Origin of the sequence: Ethanoligenens sp., assembly GCF_047718355.1 — a bacterium.
Taxonomy (GTDB): domain Bacteria; phylum Bacillota; class Clostridia; order Oscillospirales; family Ethanoligenentaceae; genus Ethanoligenens.
The window spans coordinates 26,406-45,098 of the sequence record NZ_JBDNLG010000014.1 but is presented as its reverse complement, the minus strand read 5'-3'; the positions used below and the strand labels follow the sequence as shown (position 1 = coordinate 45,098).

Genomic DNA, 18,693 nt, shown 5'->3' with positions numbered 1-18,693 from the left:
CCTATATATGGTAGCTCTTGTAAGATACATACAAAATGTACCTGACAATATTATGCAAATTATCGGATGCAACTTGACAAATAGCGCTTTTATCCGCATTCTCCAGCAAGTATAATACTCTTGTACGGCAATTCTAAAAGAATGATTACCGAAAAATGTATTGTACGTATCTGGGGGGAAATGCAGATGGAACAGCCAAAACAAACCGCTGAATTGAAAGAAGGGGAACGATGCGTCGGGGTCATTGATTATTCGTTGACTCTTTGCACTTGTGAAGTCGCATCGGTGCAGTCATATGGTGTGTCCGTTTTGTTCAAGGGCGCAGATGGTCTGTCGCGTTCTGCACAAGTGGATGACATCAGTTGTTCCCGGGCATGTGTCGAGGAACTGTTACATTTGCTCACGAAAAACACAGTGACACCAGCTACATTACATGATGTGGTCGAGGATTTTCTTGCAGCGTTGTGACCCGTCTGTTTTTTCACTGTTGGGGTGTTGAACTTTTGGGAGGACATGCTGACGCTATCCGAGCACTGTGTTCCCTGACGGAGGAAAAACATGAAATGTCCCTTTTGTGGATATCCCGAAAGTAAAGTGGTGGATTCCAGACCAACCGACGAAGGCGAACGTATCCGCCGGCGGCGGGAATGTATGCAATGCCAAAAGCGATTCACTACGTATGAGATGGTGGAGAGCCTGCCCTTGGTCGTCATCAAAAAAGACAACTCACGGCAAGCGTTTGACCGCCGCAAACTTCTTGGCGGGATGTTGCGCGCTTGTGAGAAACGTCCGGTTCCACTAAGTGTGCTGGAAAAGGCCACGGACGAGATCGAAAGCACATTGCAGGGAGCTTTGGAGCGTGAGGTCACTTCACAGAGAGTGGGCGAATTGGCCATGGAGAAACTCAAGAATATAGACGAGGTTGCATATGTGCGCTTTGCTTCGGTCTATCGCCAATTTCGCGATATCAACACTTTTTTGGAGGAACTCAATAGATTGCTGGACAGCCGCCATTAGATTTTCCTACTAACAATAAATCAAACGTCTTTCTATTCTCTAACGTGCACTCATGCAATATATCAATCAGAATAACCGTTTTGTTTCGTTCCGAAACGAGTAAAAGTAAATCAAGATGCCATTAGAGGATGTTTTCCCAGTTGATTTTTTCAACGTTCCAGAGATGGATAAGCTGCATTTTAAGCATATCGCACTCTGCGTCGAAGTCTGATGGCTGGTCATCTTTCAAATAGGCGGGCAGCTTTGCTACTGATTCGTTTACAATGTCGAGCTCGCTATGTTTCAGTATGGTCGGAAGAATGCGGCTGTTTTTCTGCCACAGGGAGAAGAACTGCCGCATCTTTTTTTGAGTGGCGGGGGAGTTGCCGCTTTGCTTGTAAGAACTCTGGACAGCTGCAATTGATTTTGCCATACATTGGGAACTTTTGGCCAAATAAATCTGGCTGGCAATCATCACGGCGATGATAAGGACTGAAATGATTCCCGCAATTTTCAATTTGTTCACGGCAATCTCCTTTCAATGGCGGAGCGCTTTATCCGGCTGCACGCGGGCCGGAAAGTGTACCGCCGTCTTTTTTTACAATGATGGTTTTATCAAGATTGTCTATCGTCATCAAAAACACGCCCGCCACGGTCAATCCCTGTGCGGAAAGGGTGGCATGCAGCCAATCCATGTCTTTCCCGGTTGAGCGCAGGGATTCAGGCAGCAGTTTGCCGTCGCAGATCAGAGTGGTTGGCAAACCGCCGTCCGGCGGGCAGGGTACGCGCAACATTTCTGCCGTGACCGGCGACTTGGCACAGATGGGAAAGACGCTGAGTTTTCCGTTGGTTTCCAATACGGCGATGGCCACGTCGCTAATGCTCATGTACCCGCAAAGGCGGAGCTCCTCCATTAAGTCGTCGATGGTGAAGCGTAGGCGGCGCATTTCCGACTGGTTGATCTGCCCATTCTGGATGAGGATACTTGGGCGGCCGGTGACGACGCGGCGCAGGCGAGTGCTGAGCAGTGTTAGCCCGGAAAGCGCCACTTCACAGGAAATGAGCGTCAGGATAGGGACAATCCCACTGGTAAGCGGTATGCCGGTGTCTTGCATGGGCACCGATGCGAGATCGGAAATCAAAATGGCAACAACCAGCTCGGAAGGCTGTAATTCGCCAATCTGCCGCTTACCCATAATTCGCACCGCGGCGATGACAATGACGTACAAAATAATGGTGCGTATGAATGCGATTCCCATGGAGACCCTCCTTGATGTGCAAAGAATGCCGCGGTGCCAATGACAGCGGGCAGGCTGCGCTACGATTATCTTGCGCTGCGTGCCGCGCGGTTATACACGTTGCACTTCATACGTTGAAACTGTTGGGAGGACATGTTACAATAGAAACGGATTTTAAGATTGCAATAAAATCGCCGGGCACTGTGCGTGGCAGAGAAAGAATGGACGAGAAAAATGAGAAGAGCAGTCGTGGATTTGGGCTCCAACACCATGCGTATGGAGGTCTATGACGAAACCGATGGAAACATGAAGCATATTGTCAGCGCCAAAGAAGTGGTGGGGATGATCGGCTACATGGAGGGTGGAACACTCAGCGAAGAAGGAATTGTCCGGGTGGTGGATGGGCTGTCTGCTTTCCGCAAAACAGCGGATGCCGTTGGCGTAGAGCAGATATGTTGTTTTGCCACAGCCGGTCTGCGTGCAGTGAATAATGCCGACGAGGTCGTGCGACGCGCCAAAGAGCAGCTGAATATGGATATTGATATTATCAGCGGGGAAGAGGAAGCGCGGCTGGATTTTGCGGGAGCGTATATCCCGACGGATGTTAAGGAAGGCTTGGTCGTTGACATGGGCGGCGGCAGCACCGAGATCGTGCGCTTTTCAGACGACCATATCGACAACTGCATTAGCCTGCCCTACGGCAGCCTGTATCTTTATAAACGCTTTGTCAAAAAAATCATTCCCCGTGCCGGGGAATTGAAAAAGATCAAGGAATTTGTTGACCGTCAGCTTGAATGCGTGGAATGGCTCAAGTCGGTGGGCGGACATATCTGTCTAATTGGCGGGACAGGCCGCGCGATCGCACGTCTGCACCGCGATGTGCATGGGCGCGGTACCGAACCTTTACAAGGCTATATGTTTGATGCAGCGGATATCGCCGCGCTGTTGCAGTGGGTGTTATCCCATCCGAAAGCTGGCGTGCGCAGTATCCTGCGGGTGGAACCGGAGCGCGTGCATACCATTCTGCCCGGCATGGCGGCGCTATCCCGTCTAGTCAGTTATGCAGGTGTATGCACGGTTTCCCTTAGCCGCAGCGGGGTGCGCGAAGGGTATATCAAATCCACTCAGATTGACAACTGACGACGAGGTGAACGAAATGTCCGCGTTATATATCAACCGCGAACTTTCTTGGCTCAAATTCAATGAACGTGTACTTGAGGAAGCATGTGACACATCTGTGCCACTCTATGAGCGGTTGCGCTTTTTGTCTATTTTTTCCTCAAACCTTGATGAATTTTATATGGTGCGCGTTGGCAGTCTGCTTGATCAGTCGTTGCTTGGCGGCAACACGGCGGATACCAAGACCGGGATGCTGCCGAAAGAACAGATTGCTGCAATCAACGCTGCCGTGCAGCAACTGTATCCGCGGCGGGATGCTGCCTATACGGAGATCCTGCGTAATATCGGCGTGTTTTCCCATGTGTCTTATAAAAGTCTGGACGGCGGCGAAAAGCGCATGACCCGTGCGTATTTTGAATCTGAGGTGCTTCCGCTGCTGAGCCCCCAGATTATTGACGCCAGACATCCGTTCCCTCATCTGGAAAACAAGGTGATCTATATCGGCGTGCGGCTTAAATGCAAGACAGGCAAGCTCTTTGGCATCGTTCCGATCACGCGGGAGATTGACCGGGTGTATTTTATTCCGGAGAGCAACAAGTTTATGCTGGTGGAAGATATTCTACTGCGCTTTGTGGATGAGGTGTTCGGTGTTTACGAAGTGGAAGCCAAAGGAGTTTTCCGTGTGACCCGTAATGCTGATATCGATGTGCAGGAAGGCATGTTTGACGAAGATATCGACTATCGCAACTACATGCAGGAGATTATCAAGAAACGCGGCAAACTTTCCCCGGTGCGTTTGGAAACAGACCATGCCGGCGATGCGGAACTGCTGGGCTTTTTTCTTTCCAAACTGCGGCTGAACCGGAACCAGTGCTTTGTCACCACCTCGCCGCTTGATTTTTCATTTGTCGGCGTTCTGGAGAAACAGATTGGTGCGGAACAGCGCGCGGAATTGGTTTTTTCGCCGTTGCGCCCGCGATGGCCGGCGGGTGTGGTGCGTTCTGACTTAATCAGTCAGGTCTTGCAGCGCGATATCCTGCTTTCCTATCCGTTTGAAAGCATGCGCCCTTTAGTGGAACTGATCCGGGAAGCGGCGGAGGACAGCAAAGTCGTGTCCATCAAAATGACGCTTTACCGTATCGGCCACCAGTCACAGATTGTGCAGAATCTCTGCGCCGCAGCCGAAAACGGCAAAGATGTCACCGTGTTGATTGAACTGCGCGCCCGCTTTGACGAGCAGAACAACATCAATTGGTCGCGTTTGCTTGAAGACGCAGGCTGCAAAGTGATTTACGGCATCGAGGACTTCAAGGTGCACGCCAAGGTTGTGCTCATCACCCGCAAACAAGGACATGGACTGGAGTATATCACCAACATTGCTACCGGCAACTACAATGAATCTACGGCACGGTTCTATGTCGATCTTTCCCTTATGACGGCCAACCCTGAAATCGGCGAGGATGCGATGGCGTTTTTCCATAATGTCAGCATCAACAACCTCAACGGGGTGTACCAGCATCTGTTGGTGGCGCCTTCCTCACTCAAACAGGGGGTCTTGTCCTTGATGGATGCCGAAATCGCCAAGGCACAAAATGGGGCGCCGGGGCGTATCATCGCCAAGATGAACAGCATCACCGACAAGGAGATTATCGACAAGATGATTGAGGCCTCGGAAGCAGGCGTAAATGTGGATTTGATTGTACGCGGCATTTGCTGTCTTTGCCCCGGCGTGCCGGGTAAGACCGATCATATCCGGGTGCGCAGTATTGTCGGCCGCTTCCTTGAGCACTCCCGTATCTATATTTTTGGGGAGGACAGCGAGGCCAAAGTTTATCTTTCTTCGGCTGACTGGATGACCCGCAATACCGAGCGCCGGGTAGAGGTTGCTATCCCCGTATTGGACAGCCGTCTGGCCGGACGAATCATGGGGATTGTGGATATCCTGTTGCGCGACAATGTGAAGGCGCGCGAATTGCAGCCGGATGGTTCCTATGTGCGCGTCAGCAGAGAGGGAGAGGACCTCAACAGTCAAATGTATTTCTACCGGCAGGCGTATCGTGCTGCCGAACAGGTGGAGGAAAAACCGAAAAGGAACTGGTTCGACGCACTGGTTTCTCGTATCCGATTTAACAAAAGAAAATAATGTTGCATTTTACACAGGTTTTACATGGACAAATGCGTTTTTGGCGGGCTCACTGTTACAATGGAATAAAAGTATGGTATAATAGGTAGATATGAAGCAGTCCAAGTGTTTTGACCGGGGGCTGCGGATGAGAGCGAGCACAATGGCGTGTGAAAACAGGAAATTGAGATAGATGTATGAAAAAGTATGACGAGGTGCAGCATGAACATCATTGAACACATCATCGGTTCCCACTCCAAACGGGAGCTGAAGAAGATACGCCCCATCGCTGATGCGGTGCTGGCGCTGGAAGACACCTACAAAACAATGTCCGAGGAAAAGCTGAAAGCAGTGGTGCCGGCACTGAAAGAACGTATTGCAAACGGCGAATCGATAGATGCCGTTTTGCCGGACGCCTTTGCACTCACAAGAGAAGCATCCGACCGTGTGCTGGGGATGCGCCATTTCCCTGTGCAGGTGGTAGGCGGCATCGTGCTGCATCAAGGGCGTATCGCCGAGATGAAAACTGGTGAAGGAAAAACTCTGGTGGCGACACTCCCTGCCGTCTTGAATGCGCTGGACGGTAAAGGCGTGCATATCGTGACCGTGAACGATTACCTAGCCAAGCGCGACAGTGAGTGGATGGGGAAACTTTATCGCTATCTGGGGCTGTCCGTCGGGCTGATCTTCCACGACATGCCGAATGACGCCCGCCGCGCGGCTTATGCAGCCGACATTACCTATGCCACCAACAACGAGCTGGGGTTTGATTACCTGCGTGACAATATGGTGCTCTATAAAGAACAGATGGTGCAGCGCGGCTTTCACTTCGGCATCGTGGATGAAGTGGACTCCATCCTCATCGACGAAGCGCGCACACCGCTCATTATCTCCGGCCCGGGCGACAAGTCCACCGAGATGTATGACCGCGCCGACCGCCTGGTCAGCACCCTTAAACTGAAAAAGGTGCGGGAACTCGATGACAAGGAAAGCAACGAGGAGATCGAGGAAGAGGGCGACTACATCGTTGACGAAAAGGCGAAAACAGCCACTCTTACCCCGTCTGGCGTGAAAAAGGCCGAGTTGTTTTTCGGACTTCAGAATCTGATGGACTCAGAAAACATCACCACCCTGCATCATATCAACCAAGCAATCCGCGCACATGGCATCATGAAGCGCGATGTGGATTACGTGGTGCGCAAAGGACAGGTTATCATCGTTGATGAATTTACCGGTCGTCTCATGGTGGGCCGTCGTTACAATGAGGGTCTGCATCAGGCTATTGAAGCAAAAGAGCATGTGAAAGTGGAGCGCGAATCCAAAACGCTTGCCACCATCACATTCCAGAATTTCTTCCGTCAGTACCACAAGCTCTCGGGCATGACGGGTACGGCGCTCACAGAGCAGGAGGAATTCGAGGAAATCTATAAGCTGGATGTGTTGGAGGTTCCCACCAACCGCGATATGATCCGTGTGGATCATCATGATACGGTCTATAAGTCGGAAAAGGGCAAGTTCAATGCGGTGATCGAGCAGATTGTGGAGAGCCACAAAGACGGGCAGCCGGTACTGGTGGGCACGATCTCCATTGAAAAATCCGAACTGCTCAGCCAGATGCTCAAGCAGCGGCAGATTCCGCATAATGTACTCAACGCCAAGTATCACGAGAAGGAAGCGGAGATTGTCGCGCAGGCAGGTAAACGCGGTGCGGTGACCATAGCGACCAACATGGCCGGACGCGGTACGGATATCGTGTTGGGCGGCAACGCTGAATATATGGCGAAAGCGGAGATGCGCAAGCAAAAGTTTGCGGAGGAACTCATCAGCGAGTCGACAGGCTTTGCCGAGACCGATGATGAACAGATCCTGCACGCACGGGAAACCTATAAAGATTTGTATAAAAAGTACCATGATAAAACCGATGCTGAGGCTGAGGAAGTACGGGAAGCGGGCGGCCTGTTCATCATCGGCACAGAGCGGCATGAATCCCGCCGGATTGATAACCAGCTGCGCGGGCGCGCCGGGCGGCAGGGTGATCCCGGTGAATCGCGGTTTTATATCTCGCTGGAAGACGATCTTATGCGGTTGTTTGGCGGCGAGCGTATTCAGGGCTTGATGGACACGTTGGGTTTGGACGACGACCAGCCCATTGAGAATCGCCTCATCACCAGCTCCATCGAAAACGCACAGCGGAAGGTCGAAGGTAAAAACTTTGGCATCCGCAAAAACGTACTCCAATTTGACGATGTCATGAACCGCCAGCGCGAGATTATCTACGGGCAGCGCCGCCGTGTGCTGGACGGCGAAAGTATGCGCGAATATGTCATGGGCATGATCAAGGAAAGCGTGGAAAGTGCGTTTGCCCAGTTTGTGGGCGGCGATACACCGGACGTGTGGAATCTGATCGGCCTGCGAGAATATTATATGGGCTGGATGACCAAGCCGGACGACTATGTGTATACCCGCGATGAGTTGGCCGCGTTGGAGAAAAAAGAAATGATGCAGCGGCTCATCGACCGCACCGTTCAGATATACAGCGCGCGTGAAGAGGCCTTTGGTGAAGAAGTGATGCGCGAATTGGAACGTGTCATTCTGCTGCGTGTGGTGGATGAGAAATGGATGGACCACATCGACGCCATGGATGCGTTGCGGCAGGGAATGTATCTGCGCGCGTATGGACAGAAGGACCCGGTTGTCGAGTATCGCATCGAGGGCTTCCAGATGTTTGACGAAATGGTCGCGTCCATCCGTGAGGACGCCGTGCGCTTGTTGCTGACCGTGCAGATTCATCGGGAGGAAGCGCCGGTGCGTGAACCGGTATCGCCCGTTCAGAATACCGAACATGTCGGCACGCCGACCTCGGGGACGGATGATGGTCCCGTTAAGAATAAACCCATTCATGTGGGCAAAAAACCGGGACGCAACGACCCCTGCCCATGTGGCAGCGGCAAAAAGTATAAGAACTGCTGCGGCCGTGACGACTAAGGTGGGTGCAACCTATTCAAGCGTGTGCAACCACAATTGTACGGCCTCAAAATGAGGGGTGTACGAAAATCGGGAGGCTTGTCATGAAGATTGCAATGGCGAATGACCACGCAGGATATGCGTTAAAAGAAGAAATTAAAGCAATTTTGCAGCAGCAGGGGCATGAGGTGCTGGATTTCGGCACGCATGATACAGATTCCTGTGATCTGTCGGATTTCGTCTATCCCGCAGCGCTGGCGGTCGGCAGGGGCGAGGCTGACCGCGGCATTTTCGTGGATGGCGTGGGGTATGGAAGTGCACTGATTTCCAACCGCATCGCAGGCGTGACAGCGGTGGTGTGTCAAGACCCGTTTTGCGCAAAACTGGCGCGTCAGCATACGGACAGTAACGTGCTTTGCATTGGCGGCAAAATCATTGGCTCGGCGATTGCGCTGGAGATCGTGGATACCTGGATGCATACGGACTTTTTTGCCGGACAGGAAAAGTATGAGCGCCGTGTCAAAAAAGTGGATGAGATTTCCAAGCGGCATCTGCGCCCGTTGAATGAAATTTGAACAAATTCTGTTAAATTTTTTGTATCCTCATGTTTGCAAAAAAAGAGCACACACTAAAGTCGGGCATGGAAACATGCCCGACTTTGCAAAATGAGGTGAGCAAAATGGTGATCGATGGATTTCTCGACCGGAAACATCTGTATTTGAAGCACCAGCCCGCCATCCTGAAAAAACAGGAGAACGGGACGTTCATCATGAATGCCATCACACAGAAAGACCATGAGCAGGAAGACACCAATGTGGCATTGCCGTCCGAGCAGAATGTAAAGGCGGCGCGTGATTGGGTCAATTACAACAAAAAGTAGTCCCGTAAATGGGAAATCCCCAATGGGGTAAAATGGCCAAACGGTTGTTTGTGGACCGTGTACAGTAGGAATTGTTCTGCTGTACACGGTCCTTTTTTGGCTGCTTATAATCAAGCGTATGAAGAAGAAAGTCTCGTATGCAGCATTCGGCGTGTAAAAAATTTGTATTGTACATAATAAACAAAAAAAATATTATTACATAGTACAATATATCTATTGTAGATTGTGGCAGGCAAGACTATAATAATGCTTATGGAGCACATCTCTAAAATATTTTTACACATATGAAAGTATTATATGCAGGATGCATATAATACTGGGGATGGGTAGGAATGTTGATGAGCAGGAGCAATATGCAATTTATATTTACCGGTTTAGTAAACCGATAAACATAAAAGGGGGTGTATCGATAAAGCATTTTTACGCAGGCACTGTGTCGCATCATTACCAACTCTAATAAATCTTTTTACTCAAAGCCGATGTATATCAGCAGCAAGTCAAATATGGTGCCTTTAATGTATACCGGTAAACAAAACCGGTTTGTATGTGTCATGTTTTGAGAAAAGAGGAGATTATTGTGCAAGAGTTGAGAGCATCATTATCCGCGAAAAAGCGTTGGATCAGAATTGTCCCGATCGCATTTATTACATATAGTCTGGCATATCTTGATCGCTCTAATTTTGGTTCTGCGGTGGCCGGCGGCATGACCAGTTCGCTGCATATCACGGCGGCAGCCACGTCTTTATTGAGTTCGTTATTCTTTTTTGGCTATTTCTTTTTCCAGATTCCAGGCGCAATGTACGCCGAAAAAAGAAGCCCCAAGAAGCTGGTGTTTGTTTGTCTTATCATTTGGGGCGTGCTGGCCTCGGCAACCGGTATTGTTAATAATGTAAAATATCTGTATGTTATCCGCTTTTTCCTTGGCATTGTGGAAAGCGCCATTATGCCTACGATGTTGATTTTCCTGAGCAGCTGGTTCAGCAAGTCAGAACGTTCCAAAGCAAATTCCTTTTTGATGCTTGGCAATCCTGTGACAATTATGTGGATGTCCGTTGTATCGGGATATCTGTTGGACAGTTTTGGCTGGAAGAACATGTTTATCATCGAAGGCATTCCACCCATTGTTTGGGCGATTGTTTGGTGGATTGTGGTTAAAGACAAACCGAGTCAGGCTAAATGGCTGACCCATGCAGAAAAAACTGAACTAGACATGGTGTTGAGAGAAGAACAAAAAGAGATTCCTCCCGTCAAAAACTATATGGCCGCATTCAAAAAACCACAGGTCATCGCACTTTCCCTTCAGTTCTTTTTCTGGAGCATTGGGGTATATGGATTTGTGATGTGGCTGCCTTCCATCCTTAAGAACAGCAGTAAGATGGGTATCACGAATATTGGATGGTTGTCCGCGCTGCCGTATCTAATCGGTACGATTATGATGGTGACGGCTTCGTATTTCTCCGATAAGACCATGAAACGCAAAGTGTTTGTCTGGGTGCCACTTCTGGTCGGTGGGATCGCTTTCTATCTCTCTTTCCGTGTGGGCTCATCGAATTTCTGGCTCTCGTATGTTCTGCTTTGCATCGCGGGCGGCGCAATTTATACCCCAAACGGCACGTTCTTTGCTTTGATTACTGACCTGCTCCCCAAAAATGTCGCCGGAGTCGCTACAGCTTTAATCAACAGCATGGGTGCTCTGGGTTCGTTTGTCGGTTCATATTTTGTTGGATACCTCGATGGAGCCACGGGTAGCCCCGCAGCCTCGTTCCTGCTGATGGCTGGTTCGCTAATCGTTGCAGTCGTACTGATGTTCTTTGTACATAAAGATAAAGTGACGCTTATCGGGAAAACAAAGGAAAATCCGGTTTTGGCAAATGCTGCGGCCATTAAATAATTTTGTTTACACATCTTGTAAACCGATAAACAATGTATTATAACAAGAAGTGAATCAGTGTCATGTGCTGCAGGCGTTTCCGCATTGTTGCCATGAAACTGTTCCACGCGCCAGGACAACACTGTTGTGGTTTGGCCTGTACGCCAAAGGATAAAAGACAGCAGTACACAATTCTGACAGTAGAAAACCCAAGGACCGTCTGCTGCACAGGCAGGCTGGCCTTTGCATTATGGAAAGGAAGAAATCGTATGCGTTCAGTCGTTATCTCTGGGAAAAGAAATATGTCCGTCGCGGAAAATCCAGCGCCTGCTCAGGTATCAGGTACCGTGCTGGTGGCCCCAAAGTATGTAGGCATATGCGGTTCGGATTTGCATTACTATTATGATGGCGCGGTTGGCGCTTTCGCCATCCGAGAGCCGTTGACACCGGGACACGAAGTCAGCGGCGTGCTGGCGGAGGATACCGTGGTAGATGGAAAGACCATTTCAGCCGGTACACCGGTTGCTATCCACCCCTCCACATGGGGGACACCTGTGCCGGGCCTTGAGGACAAACGCGAGGTCTGGCCGGGTGGGCGCTATCTGGGTTCAGCGGCGACAATGCCGCATACACAAGGCGCAATGACAGAACGCCTGGCTGTCCGTCCGGATCAGCTTCGTGTTCTGCCGGATACACTGCCGCTCAAGCGCGGTGCGCTTGCGGAACCGCTGGGGGTAGCGCTTCACGGGCTGTCACAGGCTGGGGATGTCCGGGGCAAACGTGTTCTGGTTTCCGGTTCCGGACCGATCGGTCTGTTGGCTGTAGCGGCGGCCTCGGCTCAAGGGGCAAAGGAAATCGCTGCAACCGATCTTCTTTCCGGCCCGCTGGAGCGCGCCAAAGCACTCGGCGCGACCCAGACGATTCAACTTGGTCAGGGTGCGGAGGTGCCGCAAAACGCGTTCGATGTCGTTCTGGAATGCTCCGGTACGCCGGGAGGTGTTACACAGGCATTCCTCGCGATTGCGCTGGGAGGCGTGATCGTGCAGGTGGGGATGTTGAAAAATGAAGCAAGTGCCATCAATTTGTCCTCCATTTGCGCGAAGGAAGTAACCTTGCGCGGCACTTTCCGGTTCGACCGGGAATTCGATGACGCAATCCGCATGTTGGACGAAAATCCGTCTATTGAAAATGTGATTACCCATGTGTTCCCTATCAACGAGGTGGAAAACGCCTTTGCCGTCGCCCATGACGCGCAGGTCTCAGGGAAAGTGTTGATTGCACTGTGATCAAAGAAGATTTGCGCCGTATCCAAATACCCTGTATTTTTATTTTATCTATTTGAAAAGGAGTCTTTACGATGAAAAAGGAAATTTCTTTAGAAGGTAAAACCGCGCTGGTCACCGGAGGCGGCCGTGGCATTGGTTTGGGCATTGCGAAAGAACTGATTGACGCTGGCGCGCGTGTTATCATTGCCGGGCGCACCGAAACGGAGTTGGTCAAAGCCTCAAAGGAACTGGGCGACGCGCACTATGCGCTTATTGACCTTGCCAAGCACGAGACAATTCCCGGTGCCATTGCAGATCTCCTGCAAAAGGAAGGCCCTATTGATGTGCTGGTTAACAATGCGGGCATCCAGAACAACAAAGACGCGTTGGATTACAACTATGACGAATTTTTGAGCCTGTTTAATGTGAATGTTTTCGGAACCTATCTTGTCACGCGTGAGATCTCCCGTGCGATGGTCGAGCGTGGTACCGGCTCGATTGTGTTCATTACTTCCACGGCTGTCCATATTGGTTTGACACGTAACCTGGTTTATTCCGGAACCAAAGGAGCGCTCAGTTCCATGGTGCGTGCTTTTGCCAGTGAATTGTCGCCCAAAGGTGTGCGTGTCAACGGCGTGGCGCCGGGCTGGATTGAAACCGTACTGACAAAAGAATCGCTCCGTCGTGTGCCGGAACGTCGTGCAATGGTGGAACATCGCACCATGCTTGGCCGGTTGGGCACCGAAAAGGATGTGGGAATGGCGGTCACGTTCCTTGCTTCGGATGCGGCGCAATATATTACAGCAGTCGAGATTAAGGTCGACGGCGGCATCGCGGCCTCTCTGTAAAATATAGGCGTATATTGTCGTATGCAAGTGGCTGACCGATACTGCGGCCATGCAGATTCCGGTATACTTAAAAACAGATTCGCATGGCAATTGCCTTGCATGAAAGGATGAAGCCATATGAAAAACGACATCGTCGTCACTATGAAAGCCTTTGAAAAAGAAGTGGTTGCTGGGCAAAAGCAAAGCGCGCTGCTGGACAGGGTGGCTATGTTGGAAAAGAATGGCGGCGTGGAACTTCGGCGTGAGCTGATGTGCGATGTGCCGGGAGAATGCAAAGAGATTCGACGTGCCAATCAGAGCAAGAACTTCCCATTTATCTATTCGGTGCCGGATACATTGTTTCACGCCAATGAAATAAATCTGCATGTTATAGAAGGCTATGTCCAGGAAGCGGTTGAACTCGGTGCGAAAACGCTGAAACTATCCACAGGTGAAGTTGATTTCAGCGATCGAAAACGAGTTGCTGAACAGATTAAATCGGCGGTTCAACTATTTACGGCTGCCAGGGTACACCTGACGATTGAGAATGATCAAGCGGTTGGTGGGAAACTGGAGCATGTTCGGTCGCTTTTGGAAATCTGCATAGAGAATGCCTACCCGGTCGGGCACACATTTGATACGGCAAACTGGCTGTATGTAGATGAAGACCCCATCGAGGCTGCCGAGACTATGAAACCGTATGTGGATTATATCCACCTGAAAGATGCCGCCCGCACAAGGGACGGCATGGTAACTGCTTTTGCCGGAAAAGGAGTGTTGGATTGGAAGAAGCTGTTTCAGATTCTTCCTAAAGATTGTCCGGTAGGATTGGAATTCCAGATTGACGATCTCTCGGAGGGCAAAGCCTTGATCGAACAAATCAGGCAGACCCGGATGGCAGTCGCTTCTCTCTAACCGTGATTGAATAAGCAAAAATTGTGTATCGCATTGGAAATGGCACAGTGAGAAAGACGGGGCAAGCTCCTTACCAGTCTGAAAAACAGCAGAAAATCACCGATTTTGATCGTGTGATTGCAAACCGATATTCTGAAAGGATGAACCCGCGATGAAAAAGATTCTGATTGGCAGTGGTATCCCCAAAGTTTGTGTTGAACCGTTTGAAGGTATTGTAGATATGACGATGCCGCCGGTTGTGGGAGAACGGTTTCCCCAAGACGAAGTTCTACGTCTGATACCGGAATATGACGCCTTCTTTTGCTTTGGGACACCGCTTACAAAAGAAATATTAGACGCTGGAAAAAACCTGAAAGCTGTCGCCAATTTTGGAGTCGGCTATGACAATATCGACTGGAAATACGCAACAGAGAAAAATATTTTTGTTGTCAATACACCGCAGTCGGTTTTGCAGCCGACAGCCGAGTTTACGGTAGCCTTGATTATGGCCATATCCCGCGGCATATTGATGTATGACCGCAAGCTGCGCCGTGAAAAAAAATGCTCTTCCGAGCGGTTTTTCAATCGGGATTTGATGGTGTATGGCAAAACACTTGGCCTGCTGGGATTTGGCCGCATTGGAAAGGCGGTTGCGCAAAAGTGCCAGGGTCTGGGGATGCACGTTATATATTACGACCCCTACCGTCTTTCCGAAGAAAAGGAAAAGGAACTTGGGGCAACGTATATGCCGTTGAAAGAAGTCGTTTCAACAGCCGACGTTCTTTCGCTGCATATGCCATATACATCTGAGAACCATCATTTGTTTAACTATGACCTAATGAAAACAATGAAGAAAACCGCATATTTGATCAATGCAGCGCGGGGCCCGATTGTGAATGAAGCCGATCTGGTCAAAGCGTTAAAAGAAGAACGCATCAGGGGGGCGGCTATCGATGTCTTCGATAATGAGCCAAATGTTTCTGATGAACTTTTGGAACTTGAAAATGTCGTCGTAACCCCCCATGTCGCCAGCTGTATTTTTGAATCGCGCGTCGGGATGGCGCAGGAAGCATTGAAGGGGCTGATAGGTATCCTTGAGGGAAATCACCCGGCTAACGTGATCAATCCACAACTTTTTAAAAAGTAACAGGCGCTGATTCCACGGTCCAGGGGACGGTTGCGTCTTACAGCATAGTGGGTCTTACAGTCACACATGCGGATGCCTCATTCCGGGACGGCCATACAATACGATAGACGATACCATAAAAAGCGGCGGGTAACTTTAAGTTGCCCGCCGCTTTTTATGGTTGGATTTTCTTGTTAGGGTGACTTGAACAATGCATTTTTGCTGGCCTCGCGGCTTATGGACCTTTTGGATGCTTTTATAACACCTTTGTGACATTAAAGGTAGAGGAAAGCACGAACCAATTTGTCGGGAATGGGCGTCCGATTGTCCAGTAACTGATGCCTGCCAACCCAAATTCAGTGACAAGCTTTAGTTTTTGCTGGATGCTACGGGCGTCCTCAAACCATACAATATGTTGTCGGCGCTGTGCGTCATAGTAGTTGTAAAAAGGCGATTGGGCTGTATTGTCATATTGGATAGCGGCGTTGTTGGCGATGGCGCGCCGGACAGCTTCCACATTGGAAAACGTGTCGGCGAGCGTGCCGCGCTGATAGGGCAATGTCCAGTCGTAGGCATAGTTGGGGATGCCCATTAAAATTTTCTTGGGCGGGATGACTGAAACGGCATATTGCACCACGCGGCGCACCTGGTCGATGGGTGCGATGGCTTGAGGCGGCCCCGCTAAATAGCCCCATTCGTAGGTCATGAGAATGACGCGATCGACGATGCGCCCGTGCGCAGCGTAGTCATGCGCTTCGTAAAGCAAGCCTTGTTGAGTAGCATTCAGTTTGGGCGCGACGGCGGTAAACACCAGATGCCCGTCCTGATGCATCACATCCGTGATGCGGGTGAGGAATGTGTTATAAGCCTCCCGATCCTGCGGACGTATGTATTCAAAGTCCACATTCAATGCATAATAACCTTTTTCCCGCATGGTGTTTTGGATATTCTGTACCAATGCATTCTGCGCGGTCGGGTCATTCAGAACCGACTGGCCAATCTCGGTGCTGAATCCGCCGCTCTCACGGATATTGGCGATAACCATGACGGGTGCAACACGGTTTTGGCGCGCAAGATTGATGAGCGGTGTGTCGTCAAGGGTTTCCAGGCTGCCGTCCGCCCGTACCCGGTAGGCGAAGATGGACAAATAGGTAAGCAACGCGAAGGTGCGCTGCAAAAGTGCGGTGTCGGTGTTTGGAAATGCATAGCCGTTGACTTCGATGGTGCCTTGTTTGGCTTGTGGCGGAGGAATAACAACGATTTGACCCGGATAAATCCGACTGCCGTCTCCGACATCCGGGTTTTCCTCCAAGATGGCGGCAGGCTGCACACCATACCGCTGTGCAATGGCAAAGATGGAATCGCCGGGACGCACGGTATAGATACGTCGCCCCTGTGGGACAACAACGGCTTGCCCTACCGCTAATTGATCGGGATTGGACAGATCGTTAGCCTGCAACACGCTCTCGGAGGTCACGCCATAGCGTCTGGCAATGGAGTAGATGCTTTCGCCGGGTTCGACTACATGAATGATCAATAGAATCGCACCTTTCCTTCAAGCGGGCGGCGGGCGGTGCCCGCATTTTTCGGTAAAGTATGTGCGCGGTTTATAACGGCATAGTCTATAGCAATTGCTGTAAACACATCAATAAATTTGAGTGGATTGGCGGAATGTTTCGGTCGCCTCGCATTTTTACTATATGTACCCTTTCGGGGAAATAGCACCTTTTAGGATATGGCGCACGGAAAAGCAGGTTGCGTTTGTGCGGATGTTTCTTTATCGGGAGGCCACATACGGTTTTCCGTAATGCACAGACAGAAGGAGAGGCAGCAAAAAGCGCTGTGCAAGCTCATTGCACAGCGCTTTTTGACAGGTATTTATGCGATCTGCCCGACAAAGTAAGCGTGAAAACGCGGGTCGTCGGTCAGCTCGGGGTGAAACGAGGTCGCAATCATATGGCGTTCTTTTGCGGCAATGATTCTACCATCCTGTACGGCGAGCGGCTCCACATTCTCACCGATTGACTCAATCCACGGTGCGCGGATAAAGACCAGCGGGAGCGGTTCGGGTGAAACGGCAGGAAGCACGGTACTGGTAGAGAAGCTGTCGAGCTGCCCGCCGTAGGCGTTGCGCCGCACAGTGATGTCCATCACGCCCAGATGTGCCGGTTCGTGGTCTGTGATACGTTTTGCCAATAAGATCAGCCCGGCACAGGTTCCCCAGATAGGCAACCCCTGTTGGATACGCGTCCGCAGAGGTTCCAGCAACCCGAAGTCACGCAGCAGCTTACCTTGCGCGGTGCTTTCGCCGCCCGGCAGGATGATGCCATCCACCTGCGCCAGATCTCTCGTGGTTTTGACGGGACAGGGGAGAATACCGTCGAGCTTTGCAAGCTGCCGCAGATGCTCACGGAAAGAACCTTGCAACGCCAGTACGCCGACTGTTTTCATTGTTACCAGCCCCTGACAGCCAGCCGTTCGTCCGGTTTAATGGTCGACAGCTCAATGCCTTTCATCGGTTCACCAAGGTCTTCGGAGACTTCCGCGATGATGTCCGGCTTGTCGTAATAGGTGGTCGCTTTGACGATGGCGCGCGCACGTTTTTCTGGGTCGGCGGATTTGAAGATGCCCGAGCCGACGAAGACCCCTTCGCTGCCGAGCTGCATCATCAGAGCCGCGTCTGCCGGGGTGGCAATGCCGCCTGCGGCGAAATTAACCACCGGCAGTTTGCCGGTCTTGATAATCTCTGCAACCAAATCGTATGGCGCCGCCAGTTCTTTGGCTGCAGTCATCAGTTCATCTGCCGGCAGGTCTTTCAGATGCCGGATGTCTGCTGTGATGGTGCGCATATGGCGCACAGCTTCCACCACATTGCCGGTACCTGCCTCGCCTTTGGTGCGAATCATTGCCGCGCCTTCGCCGATGCGCCGCAGTGCTTCACCCAGATTGCGCGCTCCGCAGACGAATGGGATGCGAAACGCGTGTTTGTCAATATGGAAACGGTCGTCCGCGGGGGTAAGCACTTCGCTTTCATCTATGTAATCAATGCCCAGTGCTTCCAGCACCTGTGCTTCGACCAAGTGGCCGATACGGCATTTTGCCATGACGGGGATGGTTACCGCATTCTTAATTGCCTTGATGATCTTGGGGTCGGACATGCGTGCCACGCCGCCCTCTTTGCGGATGTCCGACGGCACACGCTCCAGCGCCATGACGGCCACCGCGCCCGCTGCCTGCGCAATCTCTGCCTCTTTCGCGGTTGTCACGTCCATGATGACGCCGCCTTTTAGCATTTGCGCTAGATTTTTGTTCAATTCATACTGGTTACTCATAAAAACTTCTCCAAACTGTTGCGTTACAATCTTACTGTGCTATTATTATATAAAGTTGTA

General features: G+C 50.9%; 17 protein-coding genes. 12 read left to right on the top strand and 5 right to left on the bottom strand.

Annotation, left to right across the window (positions count from 1 at the left end; translation table 11 throughout):
- The first annotated feature begins 186 nt into the window (after nucleotides 1-186).
- Entirely contained in the window at nucleotides 187-468 is a 282-nt protein-coding gene (locus tag ABF463_RS03865; protein ID WP_415532235.1) for a DUF6514 family protein, read from the top strand.
- A 90-nt stretch (nucleotides 469-558) separates the two neighbouring features.
- Nucleotides 559-1,017 (top strand): transcriptional regulator NrdR, encoded by a 459-nt coding sequence (gene nrdR / locus ABF463_RS03860; protein ID WP_415532234.1) that lies wholly within the window; start codon nucleotides 559-561, stop codon nucleotides 1,015-1,017.
- Nucleotides 1,018-1,138: 121 nt separating this feature from the next.
- Here nrdR and ABF463_RS03855 read toward each other — a convergent pair whose 3' ends face one another.
- Nucleotides 1,139-1,522: a DUF4363 family protein gene (locus ABF463_RS03855; protein ID WP_415532233.1), complete on the bottom strand. Its 384-nt coding sequence runs from the start codon at nucleotides 1,520-1,522 to the stop codon at nucleotides 1,139-1,141.
- A 28-nt stretch (nucleotides 1,523-1,550) separates the two neighbouring features.
- On the bottom strand, nucleotides 1,551-2,255 hold the full coding sequence (locus ABF463_RS03850; protein WP_415532232.1) for a DUF421 domain-containing protein: 705 nt from the start codon (nucleotides 2,253-2,255) through the stop codon (nucleotides 1,551-1,553).
- Between the two features lie 213 nt (nucleotides 2,256-2,468).
- Between ABF463_RS03850 and ABF463_RS03845 the strand changes: the two genes are divergently transcribed.
- The 10 genes from ABF463_RS03845 to ABF463_RS03800 all read left to right on the top strand — a co-directional run bounded on the left by ABF463_RS03845 (nucleotide 2,469) and on the right by ABF463_RS03800 (nucleotide 15,322).
- Nucleotides 2,469-3,374, top strand: coding sequence for a hypothetical protein (locus tag ABF463_RS03845; protein ID WP_415532231.1), 906 nt, complete (start codon nucleotides 2,469-2,471; stop codon nucleotides 3,372-3,374).
- A 16-nt stretch (nucleotides 3,375-3,390) separates the two neighbouring features.
- A complete protein-coding gene (gene ppk1 / locus ABF463_RS03840) occupies nucleotides 3,391-5,496 on the top strand; it encodes a polyphosphate kinase 1 (protein WP_415532230.1) in 2,106 nt (701 codons plus the stop codon).
- 201 nt (nucleotides 5,497-5,697) lie between these two features.
- Nucleotides 5,698-8,460, top strand: a complete 2,763-nt coding sequence (secA, locus tag ABF463_RS03835) for a preprotein translocase subunit SecA (protein ID WP_415532229.1) — start codon at nucleotides 5,698-5,700, stop codon at nucleotides 8,458-8,460.
- Between the two features lie 83 nt (nucleotides 8,461-8,543).
- Entirely contained in the window at nucleotides 8,544-9,014 is a 471-nt protein-coding gene (locus ABF463_RS03830) for an RpiB/LacA/LacB family sugar-phosphate isomerase (protein ID WP_415532228.1), read from the top strand.
- A gap of 104 nt (nucleotides 9,015-9,118) precedes the next feature.
- A complete protein-coding gene (locus ABF463_RS03825; RefSeq protein WP_415532227.1) occupies nucleotides 9,119-9,319 on the top strand; it encodes a CDIF630_02480 family spore surface protein in 201 nt (66 codons plus the stop codon).
- Nucleotides 9,320-9,896: 577 nt separating this feature from the next.
- The gene (locus ABF463_RS03820) at nucleotides 9,897-11,210 is read left to right on the top strand and encodes an MFS transporter (protein ID WP_415532226.1); all 1,314 of its coding nucleotides are present in this window, start codon (nucleotides 9,897-9,899) and stop codon (nucleotides 11,208-11,210) included.
- A 248-nt stretch (nucleotides 11,211-11,458) separates the two neighbouring features.
- The gene (locus ABF463_RS03815) at nucleotides 11,459-12,475 is read left to right on the top strand and encodes a zinc-binding dehydrogenase (RefSeq protein WP_415532225.1); all 1,017 of its coding nucleotides are present in this window, start codon (nucleotides 11,459-11,461) and stop codon (nucleotides 12,473-12,475) included.
- A gap of 71 nt (nucleotides 12,476-12,546) precedes the next feature.
- Nucleotides 12,547-13,302, top strand: a complete 756-nt coding sequence (locus ABF463_RS03810) for an SDR family NAD(P)-dependent oxidoreductase (protein ID WP_415532224.1) — start codon at nucleotides 12,547-12,549, stop codon at nucleotides 13,300-13,302.
- A 117-nt stretch (nucleotides 13,303-13,419) separates the two neighbouring features.
- Nucleotides 13,420-14,196, top strand: a complete 777-nt coding sequence (locus ABF463_RS03805; protein WP_415532223.1) for a sugar phosphate isomerase/epimerase family protein — start codon at nucleotides 13,420-13,422, stop codon at nucleotides 14,194-14,196.
- Nucleotides 14,197-14,347: 151 nt separating this feature from the next.
- The gene (locus ABF463_RS03800) at nucleotides 14,348-15,322 is read left to right on the top strand and encodes an NAD(P)-dependent oxidoreductase (RefSeq protein WP_415532222.1); all 975 of its coding nucleotides are present in this window, start codon (nucleotides 14,348-14,350) and stop codon (nucleotides 15,320-15,322) included.
- Nucleotides 15,323-15,557: 235 nt separating this feature from the next.
- Here the strand turns inward: ABF463_RS03800 and ABF463_RS03795 are convergent, their stop codons facing one another.
- From ABF463_RS03795 to pdxS, 3 genes are all read right to left on the bottom strand, one after another.
- Nucleotides 15,558-16,838, bottom strand: coding sequence for a glycosyl hydrolase family 18 protein (locus ABF463_RS03795; protein ID WP_415532221.1), 1,281 nt, complete (start codon nucleotides 16,836-16,838; stop codon nucleotides 15,558-15,560).
- Nucleotides 16,839-17,179: 341 nt separating this feature from the next.
- On the bottom strand, nucleotides 17,180-17,752 hold the full coding sequence (gene pdxT, locus ABF463_RS03790) for a pyridoxal 5'-phosphate synthase glutaminase subunit PdxT (RefSeq protein ID WP_415532220.1): 573 nt from the start codon (nucleotides 17,750-17,752) through the stop codon (nucleotides 17,180-17,182).
- A 2-nt stretch (nucleotides 17,753-17,754) separates the two neighbouring features.
- Complete coding sequence (gene pdxS / locus ABF463_RS03785) at nucleotides 17,755-18,633, bottom strand: pyridoxal 5'-phosphate synthase lyase subunit PdxS (RefSeq protein WP_415532219.1); 879 nt, start codon at nucleotides 18,631-18,633, stop codon at nucleotides 17,755-17,757.
- Nucleotides 18,634-18,693 lie beyond the last annotated feature (60 nt).

Coding starts and splice junctions, on each gene's coding strand:
- ABF463_RS03865 (WP_415532235.1), top strand. CDS start 187: ATGGAACAGCCAAAACAAACCGCTGAATTGAAAGAAGGGGAACGATGC.
- nrdR (WP_415532234.1), top strand. CDS start 559: ATGAAATGTCCCTTTTGTGGATATCCCGAAAGTAAAGTGGTGGATTCC.
- ABF463_RS03850 (WP_415532232.1), bottom strand. CDS start 2,255: ATGGGAATCGCATTCATACGCACCATTATTTTGTACGTCATTGTCATC.
- ABF463_RS03845 (WP_415532231.1), top strand. CDS start 2,469: ATGAGAAGAGCAGTCGTGGATTTGGGCTCCAACACCATGCGTATGGAG.
- ppk1 (WP_415532230.1), top strand. CDS start 3,391: ATGTCCGCGTTATATATCAACCGCGAACTTTCTTGGCTCAAATTCAAT.
- secA (WP_415532229.1), top strand. CDS start 5,698: ATGAACATCATTGAACACATCATCGGTTCCCACTCCAAACGGGAGCTG.
- ABF463_RS03830 (WP_415532228.1), top strand. CDS start 8,544: ATGAAGATTGCAATGGCGAATGACCACGCAGGATATGCGTTAAAAGAA.
- ABF463_RS03825 (WP_415532227.1), top strand. CDS start 9,119: ATGGTGATCGATGGATTTCTCGACCGGAAACATCTGTATTTGAAGCAC.
- ABF463_RS03815 (WP_415532225.1), top strand. CDS start 11,459: ATGCGTTCAGTCGTTATCTCTGGGAAAAGAAATATGTCCGTCGCGGAA.
- ABF463_RS03810 (WP_415532224.1), top strand. CDS start 12,547: ATGAAAAAGGAAATTTCTTTAGAAGGTAAAACCGCGCTGGTCACCGGA.
- ABF463_RS03805 (WP_415532223.1), top strand. CDS start 13,420: ATGAAAAACGACATCGTCGTCACTATGAAAGCCTTTGAAAAAGAAGTG.
- ABF463_RS03800 (WP_415532222.1), top strand. CDS start 14,348: ATGAAAAAGATTCTGATTGGCAGTGGTATCCCCAAAGTTTGTGTTGAA.
- pdxT (WP_415532220.1), bottom strand. CDS start 17,752: ATGAAAACAGTCGGCGTACTGGCGTTGCAAGGTTCTTTCCGTGAGCAT.
- pdxS (WP_415532219.1), bottom strand. CDS start 18,633: ATGAGTAACCAGTATGAATTGAACAAAAATCTAGCGCAAATGCTAAAA.